Genomic DNA, 21,739 nt, shown 5'->3' on the forward strand with positions numbered 1-21,739 from the left:
CCCATTAAACATGCTCGTCTTTGGATAGGTGTCTACGGAGGTATTGTTTCAGTCATTCTCATCATGCTATCAATTCATGAGCAGGGCTATTCTTATGATATACGATATGCACCAGTTATTCTGATTTTTGCCTTCATGGGGCCGATTGCCGGAATTATTACCGGATCATTTGGGCTAATTGCAAGATTGTTCTCAAGCGGTCACTGGGACACGGCTATTAGCGGCTGGGCTGCTTTAATGATTGGGTTTTCCATCATCTATTATTATGTTAAAAGATTTACACCATTAATGAAATCTATCATTTTATCTAGTGCTTATATCCTCATTTATGTTATTACAGTACCATTAATTTTCAATGTATTTAGAGATAAACCATTTTTTCATTTCCAATATATTCTGTTTGTGATATTAGGAGTTATTTTAGGCTTCTTATTGATAGAATCGTATGTTAAGCTGCATAGACTTAACAATAGATTGTCCGACATGTATAGGTTGGTAGAAGCGAGTGAATCCAAATACAGGCTAATCGCAGAAAATACATCAGACCTTATTATGGTGATGGATAAAGAACATTCCCTTACTTACTTTTCTCCTTCGCATGAAGTTGTTTTAGGATATAACTGCTGTGAACTGGAAGATGTAAAATTATGCAGGTTTATCCATCCTGATGATGTTGAATTTTTTAAAGGTACGTTAGACAGGATGTTTGAATGCAAAGAATCGAAATTAATTGAATTTCGTCTCCACCACAATAATGGACATTGGATTGAATTTGAGTCTCGATGTGTGCCAGTAAAGGGGGATTATGATGATATTGAGCATATTGTTATCATCAGCCGAGATATTTCTGAGCGTAAAAAGGCAGAAGAAATTCTCTTGCAATCTGAGAAACTATCGATTGTCGGTGAGTTAGCTGCCGGAGTTGCGCATGAAATTCGTAATCCCCTTACCACCATTAAGGGATTTATTCAGCTTAATAAATGGGAAAATGGTGCCAGTGAAATAAATGACTTGCTCTTAAGTGAACTTGGACGTATTGAAACGATAACAAGTGAAATGCTTACCCTTGGAAAACCACAGGCTGTTCAGCTGCATCGGACGAATTTAAGAGATCTTGTAGAGAATACCCTTGAACTTCTTTCACCGCAAGCACATTTGGAAAATATTCAGTTCAAACTGTGTGTCGAGGAGTCTCCATTTTTTATTACTGGAGAGAAAAATCAGTTAAAGCAGGTATTCCTTAATGTTCTAAAGAATGCAATAGAGGCAATGCCTGAAGGAGGAAACATTCACATTCATCTCCAGAAAGGCGAAGGGGGTGTATGTGTCCTTACGGTTCAGGATGAAGGCTGTGGGATACCGGAAGAGCTTCTGCCCCGTTTAGGTGAACCTTTTTATAGTTTAAAAGAAAAAGGAACCGGACTTGGTTTAATGATTTGTAATAAAATTATTAAACAGCACCATGGAAGTATTACCTATCAAAGTAAAGCACAACAAGGTACCTTGGTAGAAATAAAATTACCTTTAGTAAGTTAAAAATAGAGGGCACTTTCCTGCATGGAGAGTACCCTCTATTTTTATATACTTGGCACGAATCTTGCAAATTAATAATGTGTGAGCAATAAACTCACCTATTTTTCAGGAGGTGCTGTTACGTGAATAAAATTATTTCCTTGGATGAAGTTACTTCGTTTTTTAAAGATGGCATGAGTATTATGGCAGGTGGCTTTATGGGGGTTGGTACACCAGAGGATCTTGTATCCGCCTTGCTTGAAGCAAACGTTAAAGATATTACATTGATTGCAAATGACACCGCTTTCATAGACAGCGGTGTGGGACCTTTAATTGTAAACCATAGAGTTAAGAAGGTTATTGCTTCACATATCGGGACCAACCCAGAAACGGGCAGGCAAATGATTGCCGGTGAAATGGAAGTAGAATTAGTTCCCCAAGGAACACTTGCAGAACGCGTTCGTGCAGGAGGAGCTGGCCTGGGTGGGATTTTAACTCCAACAGGTGTGGGAACCGTTGTCGAGGAAGGCAAAGAAAAGCTGACTGTTGATGGACGTGAATATCTCCTAGAAAAACCTCTTCGGGCTGAAGTGGCCCTTCTTAAAGCATATAAAGCCGACAAATCGGGAAATTTGGTTTATCATCGCTCAGCTCGCAACTTTAATCCATTCATGGCATTGGCGGCTGATCATGTAATTGTACAAGTAGAAAAGTTGGTTGAAGTTGGCGAAATTGATCCCGATGAGGTAATGACTCCAGGAATCCTCATAGATAAAATTTATGTCCAGGGAGGAAGTAAATAATGTTGCAAACATTAGTGAATCCAAAACAAATTATCGCTGCTCGAGTGGCAAAGGAACTGAAAGACGGAGATGTAGTAAACCTTGGAATCGGCTTACCAACGATGGTGCCGAATTACCTCCCAGACAGCGTAAATGTCATTCTTCAATCAGAAAATGGTTATGTCGGACTTGGTCCTCTAGACGGAGATATTGATCCAGATTTGGTCAATGCAGGCGGACAGCCTTCAGGAATTCTTCCAGGCGGTGCATTTTTTGACAGCGTATTCTCATTTGAATTAATCCGCGGCGGACATGTAGATGTAACCGTCCTTGGAGGGCTTGAAGCAGACGTGAAGGGAAACCTTGCGAACTGGATGGTTCCCGGAAAAATGGTTCCTGGAATGGGTGGTGCGATGGATTTGGTGACAGGTGCAAAGAAAGTCATTGTCGCTATGGAGCATACAGCGAAGAATGGCTCCTCTAAAATCCTAGAAGAATGCAGATTACCGCTGACAGGAAAAGGTGTCATAGATTTGATTGTGACAGAGCTAGCTGTCTTTCGTGTGACGGAAGAAGGACTTGTTTTAGAGGAACTTCAAGAGGGAGTAAACCTTGAAACAGTAAAGAAAAAAACAGAGGCTTCATTTATAATTGGACCGAGCGTATCAGTAGACTTAGTTTCCTAAGTCTATTAAGTGTTAGGATGTTAATGGTGGAACAGTAGATTCCGAAAATGCGGAAAAATTCCGGAATGGCGGAACTAACAAGCATCGATATTCCGTATTTCCGGAAAAACCATCCAGGAATGTTTCCTAATTATATAAAAGTAATCTAATAGATAGTGATGTTTAATTAGTATAATAATAGAGAATATTACTATTATTTAGAAAAATCACGTACATTTGGCATAGAACTTGCATTAATTTTAATGTAGGCATTGAATGGAAACGCTTACTAAGGGGTATTTTGTTTGAAGCTTGCAAAATAAAAATATAGGGGGATTGAAATGGATTTAATTGTTATTCTTCTGGCGCTCGGACTGCTTATGTTCGCCGCCTACCGTGGTTTTTCAGTAATATTATTTGCACCATTATGTGCCATTTTAGCTGTTTTATTTATTGATCCAAGTCAGGTTTTACCATTCTTCTCTGGGGTATTTATGGAGAAAATGGTTGGATTCATTAAATCCTACTTCCCAGTCTTCTTACTAGGAGCAATCTTCGGGAAGGTCGTTGAAATGTCAGGGATTGCGGAATCCATTGCGAAGACCATCGTACGTATATTAGGTGCAAAACGCGCCATGTTAACGATTGTTTTACTAGGGGCAATCTTAACCTATAGCGGCGTTAGCTTATTCGTAGCCGTATTCGCTATCTATCCGTTTGCTGCTCAAATGTTTAGAGAAGCAAATATTCCTAAACGACTTATTCCGGGTACAATTGCACTTGGTGCTTTCACATTCACGATGGATGCCTTACCAGGAACGCCGCAAATTCAAAACGTTATTCCAATTGCTTTCTTTAAAACAGACATTTATGCAGCACCAATCCTTGGGATCATAGGCGCCATTTTTGTCTTAACGATTGGCTTATTATACCTGGAAATGAGAAGGAAAAAGGCAGAAAGCGCTGGAGAAGGCTATTATGGCTTCGGTGCTGAGAATGCTGCTGCCTTAGCTAAAGACTTAATTGAAGAAAAAGAAGAACCAACACCTAATTTGACTTCAAATCAATCGGTTTTAAGGCAAATTTTAGCGTTTGTTCCGCTTATTCTTGTTGGTGTTACCAATAAACTTTTTATTACGTTTATCCCAAATTGGTACCCAAATGGATTTGATTTTAAAGCGATCGGTTTACCATACATAATCGACGTAACAGCGAATCAAGCAATCTGGGCTATTGAAATGGCATTAGTTGTCGGTATTATTTCTTCTCTTTTATATGATTGGAAACGAGTATCTAATAAATTTAAAGAGGGAATCAACCAAAGTATTAGCGGTTCATTACTAGCAACGATGAATACTGGTGCTGAATATGGTTTTGGCGGTGTTATTGCTGCACTTCCCGGCTTCGCAAAAATTAGTGATGGCATTTCTACTACATTCACAAATCCGCTTGTAAATGGTGCGGTTACAACTAGTACTCTTGCAGGTGTTACAGGTTCGGCATCAGGTGGTATGGGAATTGCGTTAGGAGCTATGGCTGATCAATACAATAAGGCGATTACAGCAGCGAATATTCCGCCTGAAGTTATGCACCGAGTCGTTGCGATGGCATCAGGCGGTATGGATACACTTCCACACAATGGTGCGGTTATTACCCTTTTAGCGGTAACAGGCTTGACGCATAAGCAATCTTATCGTGACATTTTTGCGATTACGATCATTAAAACAATCGCTGTATTCTTCATTATTGCTGTCTATACTTTCTTGGGACTTGTATAAAATCAAGGAACCTTACATAGATTTGTAATTAGATATTTTAGGAGGGGTCGGTATGTTAATAGGAAAAGTAGCGTTTATTACTGGATCTGCAAGTGGAATAGGTTTAGAAATCGCTAAAACTTTTGCACAAGAGGGAGCAAAAGTGGTCATTTCTGATCTAAATAAAGAAAAGAGTGACATGGTTGCAGAAGAACTGCAAGGACAAGGATATGAAGCATTTTCTGCTCCTTGTGATGTAACGGATGAGGAAGCATTCAAGAATGCTTTAGGTTCTGCACATAGCAGGTTTGGAAGAATCGATATTTTAGTAAATAATGCTGGACTTCAGTATGTTTCTCCCATCGAAGAATTCCCAACCGAAAAGTTTGAGTTCCTAGTAAAAGTAATGCTGACAGCTCCGTTTATTGGGATTAAACATGTATTCCCGATCATGAAAGAACAGGGATTTGGAAGAGTCATCAATATGGCATCGATTAACGGTGTGATTGGTTTTGCGGGGAAGGCTGCCTATAATAGCGCGAAGCACGGAGTGATTGGTTTAACAAAGGTTGCTGCGTTAGAGGGAGCAGAGCATGGAATCACGGTTAATGCACTATGCCCAGGTTATGTGGATACACCATTAGTTAGAAACCAGCTTAAAGACTTGGCCAGCACAAGAAATGTCAGTCTTGAACGTGTAATCGATGACGTACTCCTTACACTGGTACCTCAAAAAAGGCTGTTAGCCGTATCCGAAATTGCTGATTATGCTGCGTTCTTGGCGAGTGATAAAGCACGAGGAGTTACCGGTCAAGCCGTTATTTTAGATGGCGGTTATACAGTCCAATAACCAAAAGAAATCCTGCTCGGTATTCCCGAACAGGATTCTTTTAATGGAAAACTCTTGTTATAATTAACTTAAACAAATCTACTAGGGTGAATAGCTATGAAACTAGGAACGGAAAAAATCCCATATCATTGGATTGAAGAAATTATTAATCTTGCAGGTGAACGGATTGTTGTGGTTGATCGAGAGGGCGTTATTCTTTATATCAATGCAGCTTATTGTGAATTTCTAGGCACCACGGTTGAAAAAGCTGTAGGAAAGCCTGTTCAAGATGTAATTGAGAACTCAAGGATGCATATCGTCGCCAAAACCGGACAAAAAGAGCTGGCCGCCCTTCAGCCTATCAACGGCAGTGATATGATTGCAAACCGTTATCCTCTAATTATTGACGGTGAATTAGTAGGTGCTGTTGGAACGGTTATGTTTCGTAATCCCGAAGATTGGTTAGTATACAAGAATAAAATTCAGCATCTCGTTGAAGAAGTGAACTATTATAAAACAAAAGCTGAAAAAAAGGTTAAAAGCAAATATTACTTTAGGCACTTAATAGGCAATAGTCCTTCTTTTACTGCCGTCAAAAAATTAGCAGAAAGAGTTTCTAACAGCCAATCTGCTGTCTTACTACTAGGAGAATCAGGTACGGGTAAGGAATTGTTTGCTTCTGCCATTCACAATAACAGCACGCGTGTATCTTTTCCTTATGTTCCAATAAACTGTGCCTCCATTCCAGAACATTTACTTGAATCTGAATTATTTGGATATGATGATGGTGCTTTTACCGGCGCCAAAAAGGGCGGAAAGAAAGGGCAATTTCAGATTGCTAATCTTGGAACTATTTTTCTTGATGAAATCGGTGATATGCCGCTTTCCATGCAAAGTAAGCTTTTAAGAGTATTGCAGGAGCGGGAGATCTTTCCTGTCGGCGGTCAAAAGTCAATACCTGTAGATGTTCGCATCATTGCCGCTACACATCGAAATTTAGAGAAAATGGTAGAGGAAGGAACATTCCGTCAAGATTTATATTACCGGTTAAATGTGATCAAAATTGAAATTCCCCCACTAAGAGAGCGTAAAGGCGATATCGCGTTACTATCCATTAATCTACTAGAAAAGCTAGAAAGAAAATTCTATCGGAAAGGAATCAAGCTTTCTGCTGAAGTAGTAGAGAGACTCAATCAGCATAAGTGGCAAGGGAATATTCGAGAACTCGAGAATGTTCTAGAAAGGTCTATCAATGTGTTAGACGGGGACACAATAGAAATTGCGCACCTGCCATTATATTTACGAGATTATGAAGAAGTAAGTGTTCCTAAAATATCAAACGTGAACGAATCAGTAAACGTTGCAGACATGCCTGTTCAGTCATTAAAGGATACACTTGCACAAGTGGAAAAGCAGGCAATTTTAAATGCTCTTTCCATTGCAAATGGTAATAAACTAGAAGCGGCCAGGTTACTTGAAGTAGGGAAAACTAAATTCTATGAGAAATGTAAAATTTATTCTATTCATTAAAGAGAAGGGTATCTTCCTATACGGAGGATGCCCTTCTTTGTGGAATTAAGGCTTTTTCCTAATTTAGGAAGGATCTAATGATATTTCAGATAGTTGGTTTCTTTACTGAATGTTCCCAACATATTGTTTTCGAAATTGACTGGGTGTTAGTTTTTCTAGTTTTTTAAAGACTCTGCTAAAATATGCCGACTGGGTGAAGCCGCAAACCTCTGAAATTCTATCTGTACTCCAATCTGTTGAAAGCAGCAGAATCTTTGCTTGGTCTATACGTATTTTATTAATATATTCAATCGGCGTGCAGCCAAAGGCCTGGATCATGCATCTTGCAATATGATTAGGATGGAACCTGAGGGCATGGCCAAGATCCTCGTAAGTGACCTTTTGGGCATAGTTTTTCCTCAAATAGACAGCAGCTTTTTCCGCTACTGCAAATGCAGGCATAGAGTTTGCTAGTTTCATATGCGTTGAAAGCTCCTGAAGTAATTGTTGAAAGAGAATTTGACGCTGCCATTCCCCCGTATAGATTGACTCATGGTCAGAAGAAATAATTTGTGTGCACAGGTGTTCGACTGTTTCTAGATTAGATAATTTACAATACTGTGGCAGTGTAATTCCAAAAGGACTTTCAACAAAAGGATTTCTCGACTCTCCAGTTGCATTCTCATCGTTTTGGAAGGGTTTAGATATCGTTAGGTCCTGCCAGCCTTTGGAAGCGGTGAAATGAATCCAAAAAAAGTGAGTAATTTGGTCGCACGGTGATATAGAAAAATGGTGCCGATCGGGGTAAAGGATGAGCGTCTCCCCTCTCTTAACCTGGAATTGATGGTTATCTTCACCCATATGCAATTGTCCTTCTGTGACAACTAACAAATCAAAAACACCGATATTCTTACGATTTATATGTGATTGTCCAATATCAAATGTAATTTGACCAGCAGCAAGCAAAGTCGGCAGGGGAGGGGCAAATAATTGAAGCATTTTCCAACTCCTTCAATGTTAGGATTGTGCAAATTATTGTTATGATTTTGCATTTTATTCTTTCATTATAACCATATAATAGGTTCATAAATGTTTTATTTTTGTTACTAGGGTTTAAGAATGAAAGTTAAATATAAATACATATAAAGGGAGTTACGATAATAATATGTATTTATGTTTAAGCATCGGGGAGGGATGAAGTGGATGATGCAAAGCATGCGCTGGGTATGGGGGTATATTAGGAATTTTAAAATAAGGCTATTTTGCGGTCTTTTTCTAGCGTTAGTGGTTTCTGTATTAAATATGCTTAACCCCTATTTCGCTGGGAAAATAGTTGATAAGGTTATTTATGGCCAAGAGAATGAGCTGTTATGGATTTTTTTAAGTTCAATGATTGGTATAACAATTATTAAGACAGTCGTTCGCTATAATTATCAGTTAATGTTCGAGCGAGTTTCCCAAAGTGTTATCTTCACCATACGAGAAAAATTATATGAGCGGATTAACCTTTTAGATTTTAGGTTTTTCGATCAGACAAGAACAGGAGATATCATGGCTCGAATGACGGGGGATATGGAGGCTGTCAGGCATTTTACTGCGTGGACCATTTATATGATATTTGAGAATATTACGATCCTGCTATTTGCCATTGGGTTTATGTTCTATATCCATCCGCCGTTAGCTTTAGCCATGCTTGCGGTTACACCGATTATCGGATTCTTTGCGATGCGTTTATCTTTTACTGTCAAACCAACTTTTTCAGCCATTAGGGGACAGTTTGCTAGGTTAAATTCAGTTGTGCAGGAGAATATTAGCGGCAATCGAGTCGTAAAGGCCTTTGCGAAGGAAGGGTACGAAATTGAAAAGTTTTCAAAAGAAAATGAAGCCTTCAAGGAGAAGAATCTTGACTCCTCAAGAGTCTGGGAAAAGTATTTGCCTATTCTCGATTCCCTTGCAGGAGTATTAACAGTGGTAATGATCGTAGTTGGAGGATACATGGTCATTAATAATTCTCTGACTATGGGTGAGTTAGTCACGTTTAATTCATTAATATGGGCATTAAATAATCCAATGCGAATGGCTGGGTGGTTACTTAATGATGTCCAAAGGTTTGTGGCCTCGGCTGAAAAGGTAGAAGAATTATTAAATACACAACCAGAAATAAAGAATGAATCAAAAAGGTACAATGTTAAACATTTCAAAGGTGTTGTGGAATTTGACCAAGTTTCCTTTAGTTACGGGGACGAACAAGTGTTGAATGATATAAGCTTCAAGATTAGGCAGGGACAAACGGTGGGCATTATTGGACCTACAGGGGCAGGTAAATCAACATTAGTCAATCTCCTAAGCCGGTTTTATGACGCTGTCAAAGGGGAAGTAAGATTGGATGGGCTTAATGTTAAAGACTGGGATATTCATAAATTGAGAAATAGTATGGCTACCGTTATGCAGGATATATTTCTTTTTTCAGATACGATTGAAGGAAATATAGCTTATGGAAACCCAAATGCTTCCTTCCATGCCGTTCAAGTTGCGGCCAAAATGGCAGAAGCAGATGATTTTATTTCTAAGCTGCCAGAGGGGTACGATACCATTATTGGAGAACGGGGAGTAGGGCTTTCCGGAGGACAGCGGCAGCGGATTGCTTTAGCGCGGGCGATATTAAAAAATCCATCCATCTTGATATTGGACGATACAACATCAGCGTTGGATATGGAAACAGAGCTGCGTATCCAAAGAACATTAAAGTCATTTCTAATGGAAAAAACCTGTTTTATTATTGCTCATCGTATTTCTTCTGTAAAAGATGCAGATTTAATTCTTGTAATGGAAAATGGCACAATCATTGAAAGAGGGAATCATAAAGAATTGCTTGCGAAACAAGGAAGTTACTATAAAGTGTTTAAAAATCAAGTTGGAAACTTTGATGGTGTGCATGTTGAGGAGGTGAATTATCTCAATGGCTCGCAATAAATTTGATGTGGATGAAGAGTTGGAATCTCCATTTAGTTTTACACAGCTTAAGCGGTTGATGGTTTATTTAAAGCCGTACAAAAAAAAGATCCTATTTACTGTTTTTATCATGTTGATTGCCAGTGGAGCGAATCTAATTGGACCATATTTAATTAGTAAAGCCATCGACGAGGAAATTCCAGGCAAGGATATAGGCGGCTTAATGGTTCTTGCAGGTATTTACTTAATTGCCATAATCATTACTGGGATATGTATGAAATATAAAATTAGAATGATGTCCCAGATTGGGCAAAGTGTCATCGTCCAGATAAGGAAGGACTTGTTTACTCATTTACAAAAGCTATCCTTTACCTTCTATGACAGCAGACCGCATGGGAAGATTTTGGTGAGGGTGGTAAACTACGTAAACTCCTTAAGTGATTTACTATCGAATGGATTAATTAATTTGATTACTGACCTGTTCAGTCTTCTCGTGATTCTAGGTTTTATGTTAGCAATCGATGTAAAATTAACCCTTATGGCGATGATTGGGTTTCCAATTCTTGCGGCGGTTATCCTGCTTATTAAAAATGCCCAGCGGAAGGCATGGCAAATGTTAAGTAACAAACAATCCAACATGAATGCTTATATTCATGAAAGTATTAATGGCATTAAAGTGACTCAGGCTTTTACAAGGGAAGAAGAAAACAAACGGATTTTCAGTGAAGTATCCGACAGTTATAGAAGCTCGTGGATGAGGGCTGTGAGGATTCAGTTCCTGCTATGGCCATCGATTGAAAACATTTCCGTACTTACGACCTCACTCATTTATGTTGTCGGGATCTCTCTCATTGGTGACGGAGTAACAGTTGGAGCATTGGTTGCTTTTGTGGGGTACATAGGGATGTTTTGGGCACCGATCGCGAATATAGGGAACTTCTATAATGCAATCATTAATGCTACGGCATATTTAGAGAGAATATTTGAAATGATAGATGAAAAACCGACCGTTAAAGATCTTCCGATTGCTTCAGAGCTTCCTTTGATAAAGGGTAAAGTGGAGTTTAAAGATGTTAGTTTTGGCTATGAAGAAGGGGAAAAGATTCTTAAAAGTATTCATCTAAATGTGAATCCTGGCGAAAGTATTGCTCTAGTTGGGGCTACAGGGTCAGGAAAGACAACGATCGTTAGTTTGCTCAGTCGTTTTTATGATGTAAGCAGCGGCACAATTGAAATAGACGGAGTTGATATTCATTCGGCAACCATTGCTTCTCTAAGAAAGCAGATGGGTGTCATGCTACAGGATCCTTTTATTTTCTCAGGTACGATTATGGATAATATCCGTTATGGACGGCTTGATGCTACAGATGAAGAAGTGATGGAAGCAGCGAAAGCTGTGCAGGCACATCCATTTATTAGTGGATTGTCTGAGGGCTATAAAACGGAGGTAAACGAAAGAGGAACAAGGCTTTCTACTGGACAAAGACAGCTGATTTCGTTTGCAAGAGCGCTTTTAGCTGATCCCAAGATTTTAATTCTTGATGAGGCGACATCATCCATAGACACAGAAACGGAGCTTGCCTTACAAAAAGGACTAGAAACACTGCTAGCAGGGAGAACATCCTTTATTATTGCACATCGTCTTTCTACCATTCAAAATGCAAACCGGATTCTTGTTATTGATAAAGGTAGAATCATAGAGGAAGGTTCACATAAAGAATTGATAAGTCAAAAAAGTTACTATTGGAAGCTGCATCAATCACAGTATCAATCATTAGACGTGGGATGAATCAATAGAGTAAGCGTGTAAAGTAAGTGACCCAATAGGGATTTTCCTATTGGGTCACTTTCGTTTAATAGCTCGGAAAAAGACACCCCGCCAATAGTCAATACACTCAGTCCTCCCCAAATGGGAGAAAGTATATTAGAATGGGAATAACAAATTTTTTCACCATCTGGAGGGATCGAGATTGACAGTTGGGGAACGTGGAAGAGTACTTATTGTTGATGATGAACAATTAATTAGACAAGGAATTAAGCATTATTTAAATTGGGAACAGGAAGGGTTCGAAATTGTTGGAGAAGCGCCCAACGGTATAGAAGCACTCGAATTGATTGAGAGGAAACATCCTCATATCATAATCACAGATATTGTAATGCCGATTATGGATGGTGAAGAATTAACTAGAATTGTCAAGGATCGCTATCCAGAAATTGAAGTTATTATCTTAAGTAGTTTTGGAGAGTTTGATTATGTCCGTTCAACTTTTCAAAGTGGAGTAGTTGATTATATTCTAAAGCCGAAACTCGAGTCGAAGGGGCTCCTGAAAGCGTTGAAGGCAGCTGCTGAGCGAATTCCATCTCTTCAAATGATGGACAAGCAAGTTTCAGCGGATCTCTCCGTCGGGCAAATTATTAAGAAATTGATAGCGGGATATGAAGTTAATTTTGATGTTGAGAAGATTTCTGAAGTGTTTCCTTATCGTAATTTTTGTTTATTGGGTGTTGTACTACAAACTGGGGAAACAGAACTGCCCAATCCTATAAAGGGAAAGTTTGAAGATGAGTTGGGGCTAGAAGATTATTCCTTTCATTTCGATCAAACTAGCGTCCTTGTAAACGGAGATGATTTTTCTAAGTTGATTGAATGCGTTAGGCAACTTGGGGAGTCAATGGAGGGCTATGGTTTTGCTCTTAGTGAAACATTCACCGACCTCTCGCAGTTAGCACTTATATACAAAGAAAGCCTTGAAAAACTTTTGAATTATCGTTTTTATTTTTCTGAGCAGAACCTTTTAATGAAAGAGGATTTACCTTATCCAGAGCCTCAACGTGACAGTTTCAATTTGGATTGGTTTACAGGTGAATTTAAGCGGAAGAATTTTGAAGGTGCTTTTAAGTATCTTCAGGAACATGTATCAGCTCTATCTAACTGTTATACGTTGGATGTGTACGATTACAAGTCTTTTATCGGCAACATTGTCTTTAATATTACGGTGCTCCTCGGGAACATGGAGTACAACGCAAAGGAATTGGATCATGCCAAGTATTCCTATTTTAAGTCGATTGAAGAAGCACAAACTGCAACAGAGGCAAAAAATCAATTGAACAAATTTATTACGGAAGCAAAGCAATGTATTTCTTCTTCTCAAAATCATCTTGACAACCAGAATATGAAAAAGCTGTTGGAATTCATTAAGGACCATTATACGGAGCCGTTAACCCTTACAGATGTTGCGAAGCATTTTCATTTTAATCCTTCCTATTTATCAAGTTATTTTTCAACGCATAATAGTGAAGGTTTTATTGAATATTTAAATCGGATTCGGATTGAAGAAGCTTCAAAGCTTCTTGTTGAGGGAAAGGTAACGATTTCCGAAATCAGTGGAATGGTTGGTTATTCCGATCACAGTTATTTTTGTAAAGTGTTTAAAAAGGTAACGGGTCTTTCGCCAAGCCAATATAGAAGAAAACAAAACACGAGATAAGAGATGGTATCAAGATGAGATTAATTCCTGAACGGTTTAAACATAACAACCTATTTATCACCATGTTTCTGATTAGTGTTATCATCATTATCACTGTTTCTGTCACCATAACGTGGACAACGATTCGGATGTCAGAAGACTTCTTTTTTGAAAAGTTCAGTATTACAAACGCGAAGGTAATGGATCAGGTGAAAGACAGTTTTGAAACCTATAACTATTCGGTCGTCGTCGCTTCTAACAATTTATTGCAGAGCGGCACCATTAAGAGAATTCTTACAGAAAAGGGGACCAATGTTCAGCGCTTGAATGCTTATTATACGCTGGGTCAGCAGATGAACCGAATTGAATCTAGTGTAGATACTTACGAAACAAGTATCATCGTCACGGGTACAAATGGAATCATATACGCGACTGATCGGACCTATTGGCCTATTACTGATGAAGAGTTGAAGACGGGTGACATTACCATGAATACGCTTAAAGAACCTAAGCGGATGATGTACCAGTACGACGAGCGTCCAGATAAGGAGGATGGACGTTACATTGTCACTTCGAAAGCGTTAATGGAACGAACTTCTGGAAATGTCTATGGTACGATGTATTTCGCTATTAAAGAAAATGAATTTAGAGAGTTTTATTCAAGCTACACTAGTCCTGGTAATCATGTTTTCTTAGTAAACAAATCTGGGGTTATTATGTCGAGCAATCAATCAGAGCTAATCGGCAACAAGTCGGAGGAGCTGCTTCAATACGCCAATGAGATAGTTTCTGAACCAAAAGATTACATGATTAAAAACTTTTTGGGAAAAGAACAAATAATCTTGATGGAGTATCTTCCATCTTTTGAAATGTATATGTTTAATATCATCGATAAAGAAACAGCCTTCGGCACTCTAATCGATAAGAAGCAGATCGTGCTTATTTCGATGGGTATTGTTTTTGTTGCACTGATTATTGTGTTCTTCGCATCAAGAAGAATGACCAACTCGTTATCAAAGCTGGTAAAGCAAATTGGGAGTACTTCTAAGCATGAGTTTGACAAGTATGTTACCGTTTCGGGTACTTATGAAACAAGGCAAATCGGGTATGCATTTAACTCGATGCTCGATGAGCTTCATGAGTATGTGGACCAGCTTGTTATCTCACAAAAAAACCAACGAAACGCTGAACTAGCTGCCCTGCAACAGCAAATTAACCCGCATTTTTTATACAATACACTTACATCCATTAAATTTATGGTTCAGCAGGGCGGAAAAGAAGAGACGGAAGCGACGATTAATGCATTTATTTCTTTGTTGCAGAACACGATTGGCAATGTCAATGAAACCATTACGGTTAACCAGGAACTAGATAATCTAAAGAATTATGTATTAATTAATCAAAAAAGGTATGGTAATCGGATTAAGGTAAACTATTTTGTTACGCCTGATTGCATGGATTTTCAAATACCGAAACTGATTCTTCAGCCTTTTATGGAAAACTCCTTTTTCCATGGATTTATCCGTAAGTCTGCAGGATTTATCAATGTCCTTATCTGGCAGGATGGGGATACCTTGATTTGTGAAGTTATCGATAATGGTGACGGAATGGAAGTTTCAGAGGATAACACTCTTCCAAACACGAAGCGTAAACAGCAGCATTTCTCCGGCATTGGTGTAAGAAATGTACATGAGCGCATTCAATTAATTTATGGAGAAGAATACGGAGTCACCATCTCAAGCAACCTTGGAGAAGGGACAAAGGTCCGGATAACATTGCCGATTCAAAAATAATACAAGAATCTAAAAAAAACACAAATTTGAAAATGTAAACGTGACCAATTATCTGAAAATAGTACAAAATATTAAAAATATCGTCCTAACAGTTAACCCCAAGCTGGTGCTAACATAGGAAGTGTAAGGCAGATAGCGCTTACAATACAAATAAAAATATCACTTGGGGGAATATCAATGAAGAAAGTACTTGCTCTATTTTTAGTAAGCCTACTGTTATTGACTGCCTGTTCTTCGGGGTCAAAAACAAAAGATACTTCCGGAGAGGCAAAAGATACAAATAAAGTAACCGTATGGGCATGGGATCCAAATTTTAATATTAAAGCTATGGAATTAGCAAAAGAAGCTTATGCAACTGAAAATAAAGATGTAGAGATTGAGATTATTGAAAATGCTCAAGATGACATTATTCAAAAGCTAAACACAAGCTTGAGCTCAGGTACTAATAAAGGGCTTCCAAATGTTGTTTTAATTGAAGATTATCGAGCACAAAGTTTCCTTCAAGCATATCCTGACATGTTCCATGAAATGACTGGATCATTTAAAGCAGAAGACTTTGCAGATTATAAAATTGCTCCAACAAGCTTCGAAGGTAAAAACTATGGTCTTCCATTTGATACTGGTGTAACAGGATTATATGTAAGAACAGATTATTTAGAGCAAGCTGGTTATACAGTTGAAGATCTACAAAATATCGACTGGGACAAGTACATTGAAATTGGTAAAAAGGTCAAAGAAACAACTGGCAAACAAATGTTAACACAAGACCCAAATGACCTCGGCTTGATTCGTATGATGATCCAAACTGCTGGTTCGTGGTACTTAGAAGAAGATGGTGTAACACCTAACTTGGCAGACAATGAAGCACTAATAGTTGCTTTTGAAACGTATAAAAAGCTTTTAGACGCGGATTTAGTGAAACCAGTATCTGACTGGAGTCAATTCTTAGCTGGCTTTAATAGCGGGGAAGTTGCAACTGTCCCAACAGGTAACTGGATCACTCCTTCCATTAAAGCAGAAGCTTCACAATCTGGTAAATGGGCGGTTGTACCTTTCCCTACACTTCCTGGCGTAGCGGATTCTGTTAACGCTTCAAACTTAGGCGGAAGCTCATGGTATGTTCTGAATGTACCAGGGAAAGAAAAAGCAGCAGATTTCCTAGCAAAAACCTTTGGATCAAATGTTGAGTTCTATCAAACAATCAATAAAGAAATTGGAGCAATTGGTACGTATAAGCCAGCTTCTGAAGGTGAAGCCTACCAAGCTGCAGACGAGTTCTTTGGCGGACAGAAAATCATTGCTGATTTCGCAAACTGGACTGCTGAAATTCCACAAGTAAACTTCGGTTTACACACATATGCAATCGAGGACATTCTAGCTGTTGAAGCACAAAACTTTATTAAAGGTAAAGACCTTGATAAGGCGTTAGAAGACGCTCAAGGCCAAGCTGAAACACAGGTGAAATAATTTTATAATAGTGTAAGCTTCGGGTACTCGCCGGCTTCTCCCCTTCGGTTTAGTGGAGCGAACAGTGTCAGGCGAGTTTCCCGGGGCTTTTATTTTAAAAAATTTCAAACGAGAAGAAATATAAATAGGTAAGGAGCTGACTAGATGTGATACCTGCAAAAGCCAACCCACCCATGCAGAAAGTAAAATCCACTCGGGGGCTCCGAGTGAAAAACACAGCTATAGGCTGGTCGTTTGTTGCTGTAGCTGCTGTGATGATTTGTTTATTTTACTTTTACCCGATGATTCAAGCTTTCATGATGTCATTACAATCCGGCAGGGGAACAAACTTAACATTTGTCGGCCTTGAAAATTATGCACGATTATTAAAAGACCCGGTATTTCTGACTACGGTAAAGAATACAGTCGTTTATTTAATCATTCAAGTACCAATTATGATTATTCTAGCATTATTTATTTCTGTTTTACTGAATGATAAAGCATTGAAATTTAAAGGATTTTTCCGTACAGCCATCTTTTTACCATGTGTAACCTCACTAGTTGCTTATTCTGTTACGTTCAAATATTTATTTGGGCAGGATGGCATCGTGAACATTATGTTAATGAAGATGTCACTGATTGCAGAACCGATTCAATGGTTAACTGATCCGTTCTGGGCAAAAATCACGATTATTGCTGCAATCACATGGCGGTGGACCGGATATAATATGATTTTCTATCTATCTGCGCTGCAAAATGTTGATCAATCTATTTATGAAGCGGCGAAAATAGACGGAGCTTCATCTATTCAAACTTTTTTCAAGATTACCATTCCAATGTTAAAACCAATTATTTTGTTTACTTCGATTACTTCCACCATTGGTACGCTTCAATTGTTCGATGAGGTTATGAATATTACGGCGGGTGGACCTGGGAATGCTACGATGACCATCTCCCAGTATATTTACAATCTATCCTTTAAATATACTCCGGACTTTGGTTATGCGGCTACTGTTTCATATGCGATTGTCATACTGATTGTTATCTTCTCTATTATTCAGTTTAAAGTGGCAGGTGATAAAAATGCTTAAAAAAGTCTTCGGTTATGGGTTTCTTACAGTCGCTGCTATTATTTCTATTTTTCCATTTTTATGGATGATTGTCAGTTCAACGAACAAATCAGTCGATGTTACAAAAGGCAGGTTATTGCCAGGCAGTCATTTTATGGAGAACTTAAACAATCTCTTGCTAACAGTTGATCTCGTTCCTGCATTAATGAATTCAGCAAAAATCTCGATTATTACAACCTTGGTTGGGATGCTTATTGCCTCTTTGGCGGGTTACGGATTTGAAATTTACCAGAGCAAAGCAAAGGATTATGTGTTTAACTTCCTATTGCTTTCTATGATGATTCCCTTTGCAGCATTAATGGTGCCGTTATTCCGTATGTTTGGAACGATTTCACAAACTGCACCATTGATTGGAATTGATACCATCTCGGCTGTTATACTACCGACGGTTACCACTGCCTTTCTGATCTTTTTCTTCAGACAAAGCACGAAGATGTTTCCAAAGGACATCCTTGAAGCAGGAAGGATTGACGGTTTAACGGAGTTAGGTGTGTTTTTCAGAATTTATATTCCAACTATGAAAACAACCTATGCAGCTGCTGCAATCATTACGTTCATGGCAAGTTGGAACAGCTACCTATGGCCGCTTGTTGTGCTTCAGTCACCGGAAAATCAGACGATTCCATTGCTGATTTCTAACCTAGGTTCAAGTTATTCTCCTGATTTTGGTGTTATTATGACAGCCATCGTCATTGCAACCCTGCCAGCAGCACTCATTTTCTTTATTATGCAAAAGCATTTTGTTGCCGGAATGATGGGTTCTGTAAAATAATGAATTTCAGATAATTGTAGATAGGAAGTGTGATAGATATGAAGATCACCCCAAGTTTAAGTTGGCTTACAGATGTGAATGTATTTGCAGTGAATCGTATTCCTGCCCATTCAGACCATGTCTATTATGAAACATTGTCGGAGGCAAAAAGTGCTTCCCAAATGAAAATGCGTCATGAATTAAACGGAGACTGGAAGTTTTATTACAGTATTAATCCAGACCATAGACCAGTGAACTTTTTTGAAAAAGAATATCCATGTGCTGGCTGGGGAGATATTACGATCCCCGGACATATACAACTTCAAGGCTACGGGCAGCCACAATATGTCAACACGATGTATCCATGGGATGGGCATCATGAACTTCGTCCGCCGGAAATTCCCACCGACCATAATCCAGTTGGGAGTTATGTGAAATATTTCGACGTTCCTGCAAATATGCAGGGACATCCGATTTATATTTCCTTTCAAGGTGTTGAATCAGCTTTTTATGTTTGGTTAAATGGTGAATTCGTTGGCTACAGTGAGGACTCCTTTACACCGGCTGAGTTTGACCTTACCCCTTATTTAGTAGATGGAGAGAATAAGCTGGCAGTAGAGGTTTATCAGCGTAGTACCGGCAGCTGGCTGGAAGATCAGGATTTTTGGAGATTTTCAGGAATCTTCCGTGATGTCTATCTTTATACAGTTCCGGAAATTCATGTTTCTGACCTGCATGTTCGTCCTGAACTAGATTCAACTTTTACAAAAGGGGCACTTTCAGCCGATTTAAAGCTTCAAGGGTCGGCTGCTTCAAAAATAACGGCAGAATTAGTGGATGCCAAGGGTATTCTTGTTAAAACGGGCGAAGCTGAAAATATCGATGGCAAGTGGTCGATTAACCTTGCTGTTGAGCAGCCTGCACTATGGAGTGCGGAAAATTCATATTTATACAAATTATTTATACAAATCTATAACGAGTCTGGTAGTTTAGTTGAAGTGGTTCCACAAAAGGTAGGATTTAGAAGATTTGAACTCGTGAATAAAATTATGCACCTTAATGGAGAACGAATTGTATTCAAGGGTGTGAACCGTCATGAATTCAACCCCCGTCACGGCCGGGCGATTACAAGAGAAGACATGCTTTGGGATATTAAAACACTGAAACGTCATAACATTAATGCAGTCCGTACCTCACATTATCCAAATCAAACCTATTGGTATGAATTATGTGATGAATATGGTGTTTATGTCATTGATGAGATGAATCTTGAGACGCATGGGTCATGGCAAAAGATGGGGGCGGTAGAGCCTTCTTGGAATATTCCAGGTAATAAGCCGGAATGGGAAGCTATTGTCATGGACCGTGCAATCTCCATGGTTGAACGGGATAAAAATCACCCATCGATCTTGATTTGGTCCTGTGGTAATGAATCGTACGCTGGTGAAGTCATTTTGAATGTCTCGAAATATTTCAAAAAGGTTGACCCTAGCAGACTCGTACACTACGAAGGAGTATTCCATAATCGTGATTATAACGCTACGAGTGATATGGAAAGCCGTATGTATGCGAAACCAGCTGATATTGAAAAATATTTAAGTGAGAACCCCGAGAAGCCTTACATCAGCTGTGAGTATATGCATGCAATGGGCAATTCACTTGGCGGTATGTACAAATATACCGATTTAGAGCAGAAGTATCCAATGTACCAGGGCGGGTTTATTTGGGATTATATTGATCAATCACTTTATAAAAAAGACCGTTTCGGTAATGAATACCTTGCCTATGGCGGTGATTTTGGCGACCGTCCGACAGACTACGGCTTCTGTACAAACGGAATTGTCTATGCGAATCGAGAGCTTTCTCCTAAAATGCAGGAAGTGAAATTTTTATATCAAGATTTCAAACTAGTAGCAAATGGGACAGGTGTAACCGTCAAAAATGAAAGTTTGTTTTCCACTACGGCAGACTATGAGTTGGAATATGTTCTATTCCGTGAAGGAAAAGAATTATACCGTAATAAGTTGATTGCTAGTGTCGAACCGCAGAGTGAGGGGCATTTTGGGTTTGATATCCCTGGAGAGTTCAATGCAGAACCAGGTGAGTATTGCATTCAAACATCACTTGTGTTGAGGGAAAGTACCCTATGGGCAGAAGAAGGGTATGAAATTGCATTCGGTCAGTTTGTTTATCAAGTGGGTACAAGGGAGATATACCAGCCTAGCGGTGATTTGCGAGTTGCACATGGTGATGTCAATATTGGTGTTCATGGCCGCGACTTTACCGTTATGTTCTCAAAGGGGGCGGGAACGTTAGTGTCACTGAACTATGCTGGCAATGAGATGATTTCATTGCCGCCGGCACCATTGTTCTGGAGAGCGACGACGGACAATGACCGTGGATATTCTCAAGGTTTCCATTCCGGGCTTTGGTTTGCCGCGAGCTTAGCGAGAAATTGTGTAAAAATTGAGGCAGAAGAAAACGGCAATAATGTTTGTGTTGCTTTTACCTATAAGTTCTCGATTAATCCAGATATTGAGGTTAAGACAGAATACACGGTTTATCCAGATGGAAGTGTTCGCGTAAAGTCTGGGTATAAGGGTGCCGAGACTTTGCCGCAGCTGCCAATTTTTGCAGTGTCGTTCAAGGTTCCTGCTGATTATGATCAATTAGAATGGTATGCAATGGGACCAGAAGAGAATTATTCTGACCGGGCAATGGGAGCAAAGCTCACTACCTTTAAGAATCAGGTTTCAGATAGCTTATCAGGATATGTGATGCCACAGGAATCTGGCAACAGAACAGGGGTCCGCCGTGTCAGCGTGACAAACCGAAACGGTCAGGGAATAAGAATTTCTTCGGTCACTGAACCGTTGGATTGTAACGTAAGTCTATATACTGCTTTCGAGCTTGAAAATGCCCAGCATATCTATGAACTTCCACCTGTCCATTATACCGTCGTCACAGTTGCCGGTAAGCAGATGGGTGTTGGCGGGGATGACAGCTGGGGAGCACCTGTTCATGACGAACACCTTATCAAGGCAAATCAAGATTTGGAATTTGAATTTTTAATTCAAAGGGTTTGATTTCTCGTATAGAAATTCATTGAAAAACTAAGTGAAAGCTTGGAAGAGCCTGAATGCTCA

General features: G+C 39.2%; 15 protein-coding genes. 14 read left to right on the forward strand and 1 reads right to left on the reverse strand.

Translation table 11 applies throughout. The features are described 5' to 3' along the window. Positions 1–63: 63 nt before the first annotated feature. The 6 genes from MLOOGBEN_RS17055 to MLOOGBEN_RS17080 all read left to right on the forward strand — a co-directional run bounded on the left by MLOOGBEN_RS17055 (position 64) and on the right by MLOOGBEN_RS17080 (position 7,075). Positions 64–1,536, forward strand: a complete 1,473-nt coding sequence (locus MLOOGBEN_RS17055; RefSeq protein WP_256989137.1) for an ATP-binding protein — start codon at positions 64–66, stop codon at positions 1,534–1,536. Positions 1,537–1,655: 119 nt separating this feature from the next. Further along, entirely contained in the window at positions 1,656–2,315 is a 660-nt protein-coding gene (gene atoD / locus MLOOGBEN_RS17060; protein ID WP_179159470.1) for an acetate CoA-transferase subunit alpha, read from the forward strand. After that, positions 2,315–2,980: a 3-oxoacid CoA-transferase subunit B gene (locus tag MLOOGBEN_RS17065; RefSeq protein WP_218781221.1), complete on the forward strand. Its 666-nt coding sequence runs from the start codon at positions 2,315–2,317 to the stop codon at positions 2,978–2,980. Before atoD ends, MLOOGBEN_RS17065 begins: the two co-directional genes overlap by 1 nt. Positions 2,981–3,300: 320 nt before the next feature. Continuing rightward, the gene (locus MLOOGBEN_RS17070) at positions 3,301–4,737 is read left to right on the forward strand and encodes a GntP family permease (protein WP_179159471.1); all 1,437 of its coding nucleotides are present in this window, start codon (positions 3,301–3,303) and stop codon (positions 4,735–4,737) included. Between the two features lie 52 nt (positions 4,738–4,789). Further along, complete coding sequence (locus MLOOGBEN_RS17075; RefSeq protein ID WP_179159472.1) at positions 4,790–5,566, forward strand: 3-hydroxybutyrate dehydrogenase; 777 nt, start codon at positions 4,790–4,792, stop codon at positions 5,564–5,566. Between the two features lie 96 nt (positions 5,567–5,662). Then, a complete protein-coding gene (locus MLOOGBEN_RS17080) occupies positions 5,663–7,075 on the forward strand; it encodes a sigma-54 interaction domain-containing protein (protein ID WP_179159473.1) in 1,413 nt (470 codons plus the stop codon). 102 nt (positions 7,076–7,177) lie between these two features. Here the strand turns inward: MLOOGBEN_RS17080 and MLOOGBEN_RS17085 are convergent, their stop codons facing one another. Beyond that, entirely contained in the window at positions 7,178–8,053 is an 876-nt protein-coding gene (locus MLOOGBEN_RS17085) for a helix-turn-helix transcriptional regulator (protein WP_179159474.1), read from the reverse strand. A gap of 207 nt (positions 8,054–8,260) precedes the next feature. On the opposite strand from MLOOGBEN_RS17085, the gene MLOOGBEN_RS17090 reads away from it, so the two are divergent. From MLOOGBEN_RS17090 to lacZ, 8 genes are all read left to right on the forward strand, one after another. After that, positions 8,261–10,027 (forward strand): ABC transporter ATP-binding protein, encoded by a 1,767-nt coding sequence (locus MLOOGBEN_RS17090; RefSeq protein WP_179159540.1) that lies wholly within the window; start codon positions 8,261–8,263, stop codon positions 10,025–10,027. Beyond that, positions 10,014–11,795, forward strand: coding sequence for an ABC transporter ATP-binding protein (locus MLOOGBEN_RS17095; protein ID WP_179159475.1), 1,782 nt, complete (start codon positions 10,014–10,016; stop codon positions 11,793–11,795). Before MLOOGBEN_RS17090 ends, MLOOGBEN_RS17095 begins: the two co-directional genes overlap by 14 nt. 181 nt (positions 11,796–11,976) lie before the next feature. Then, entirely contained in the window at positions 11,977–13,494 is a 1,518-nt protein-coding gene (locus tag MLOOGBEN_RS17100) for a response regulator transcription factor (protein ID WP_179159476.1), read from the forward strand. Between the two features lie 14 nt (positions 13,495–13,508). Next, positions 13,509–15,266: a sensor histidine kinase gene (locus MLOOGBEN_RS17105; RefSeq protein WP_179159477.1), complete on the forward strand. Its 1,758-nt coding sequence runs from the start codon at positions 13,509–13,511 to the stop codon at positions 15,264–15,266. 177 nt (positions 15,267–15,443) lie between these two features. Further along, positions 15,444–16,733: an ABC transporter substrate-binding protein gene (locus MLOOGBEN_RS17110; protein WP_179159478.1), complete on the forward strand. Its 1,290-nt coding sequence runs from the start codon at positions 15,444–15,446 to the stop codon at positions 16,731–16,733. A gap of 173 nt (positions 16,734–16,906) precedes the next feature. Then, entirely contained in the window at positions 16,907–17,803 is an 897-nt protein-coding gene (locus tag MLOOGBEN_RS17115; RefSeq protein WP_179159542.1) for a carbohydrate ABC transporter permease, read from the forward strand. Continuing rightward, complete coding sequence (locus tag MLOOGBEN_RS17120; protein ID WP_218781222.1) at positions 17,796–18,614, forward strand: carbohydrate ABC transporter permease; 819 nt, start codon at positions 17,796–17,798, stop codon at positions 18,612–18,614. Before MLOOGBEN_RS17115 ends, MLOOGBEN_RS17120 begins: the two co-directional genes overlap by 8 nt. Positions 18,615–18,652: 38 nt before the next feature. Beyond that, positions 18,653–21,679, forward strand: coding sequence for a beta-galactosidase, LacZ type (gene lacZ / locus MLOOGBEN_RS17125; protein WP_179159479.1), 3,027 nt, complete (start codon positions 18,653–18,655; stop codon positions 21,677–21,679). Positions 21,680–21,739 lie beyond the last annotated feature (60 nt).

The sequence above is a fragment of the Bacillus sp. EB106-08-02-XG196 genome, from assembly GCF_013396335.1.
Lineage (GTDB): Bacteria > Bacillota > Bacilli > Bacillales > Cytobacillaceae > Neobacillus.

Bases quoted from the DNA above. Each gene is read 5' to 3' on its own strand.
- MLOOGBEN_RS17055 (WP_256989137.1), top strand. From the start codon at position 64: ATGCTATCAATTCATGAGCAGGGCTATTCTTATGATATACGATATGCA.
- MLOOGBEN_RS17065 (WP_218781221.1), top strand. From the start codon at position 2,315: ATGTTGCAAACATTAGTGAATCCAAAACAAATTATCGCTGCTCGAGTG.
- MLOOGBEN_RS17070 (WP_179159471.1), top strand. From the start codon at position 3,301: ATGGATTTAATTGTTATTCTTCTGGCGCTCGGACTGCTTATGTTCGCC.
- MLOOGBEN_RS17075 (WP_179159472.1), top strand. From the start codon at position 4,790: ATGTTAATAGGAAAAGTAGCGTTTATTACTGGATCTGCAAGTGGAATA.
- MLOOGBEN_RS17080 (WP_179159473.1), top strand. From the start codon at position 5,663: ATGAAACTAGGAACGGAAAAAATCCCATATCATTGGATTGAAGAAATT.
- MLOOGBEN_RS17085 (WP_179159474.1), bottom strand. From the start codon at position 8,053: ATGCTTCAATTATTTGCCCCTCCCCTGCCGACTTTGCTTGCTGCTGGT.
- MLOOGBEN_RS17090 (WP_179159540.1), top strand. From the start codon at position 8,261: ATGCAAAGCATGCGCTGGGTATGGGGGTATATTAGGAATTTTAAAATA.
- MLOOGBEN_RS17095 (WP_179159475.1), top strand. From the start codon at position 10,014: ATGGCTCGCAATAAATTTGATGTGGATGAAGAGTTGGAATCTCCATTT.
- MLOOGBEN_RS17105 (WP_179159477.1), top strand. From the start codon at position 13,509: ATGAGATTAATTCCTGAACGGTTTAAACATAACAACCTATTTATCACC.
- MLOOGBEN_RS17110 (WP_179159478.1), top strand. From the start codon at position 15,444: ATGAAGAAAGTACTTGCTCTATTTTTAGTAAGCCTACTGTTATTGACT.
- MLOOGBEN_RS17115 (WP_179159542.1), top strand. From the start codon at position 16,907: ATGCAGAAAGTAAAATCCACTCGGGGGCTCCGAGTGAAAAACACAGCT.
- MLOOGBEN_RS17120 (WP_218781222.1), top strand. From the start codon at position 17,796: ATGCTTAAAAAAGTCTTCGGTTATGGGTTTCTTACAGTCGCTGCTATT.
- lacZ (WP_179159479.1), top strand. From the start codon at position 18,653: ATGAAGATCACCCCAAGTTTAAGTTGGCTTACAGATGTGAATGTATTT.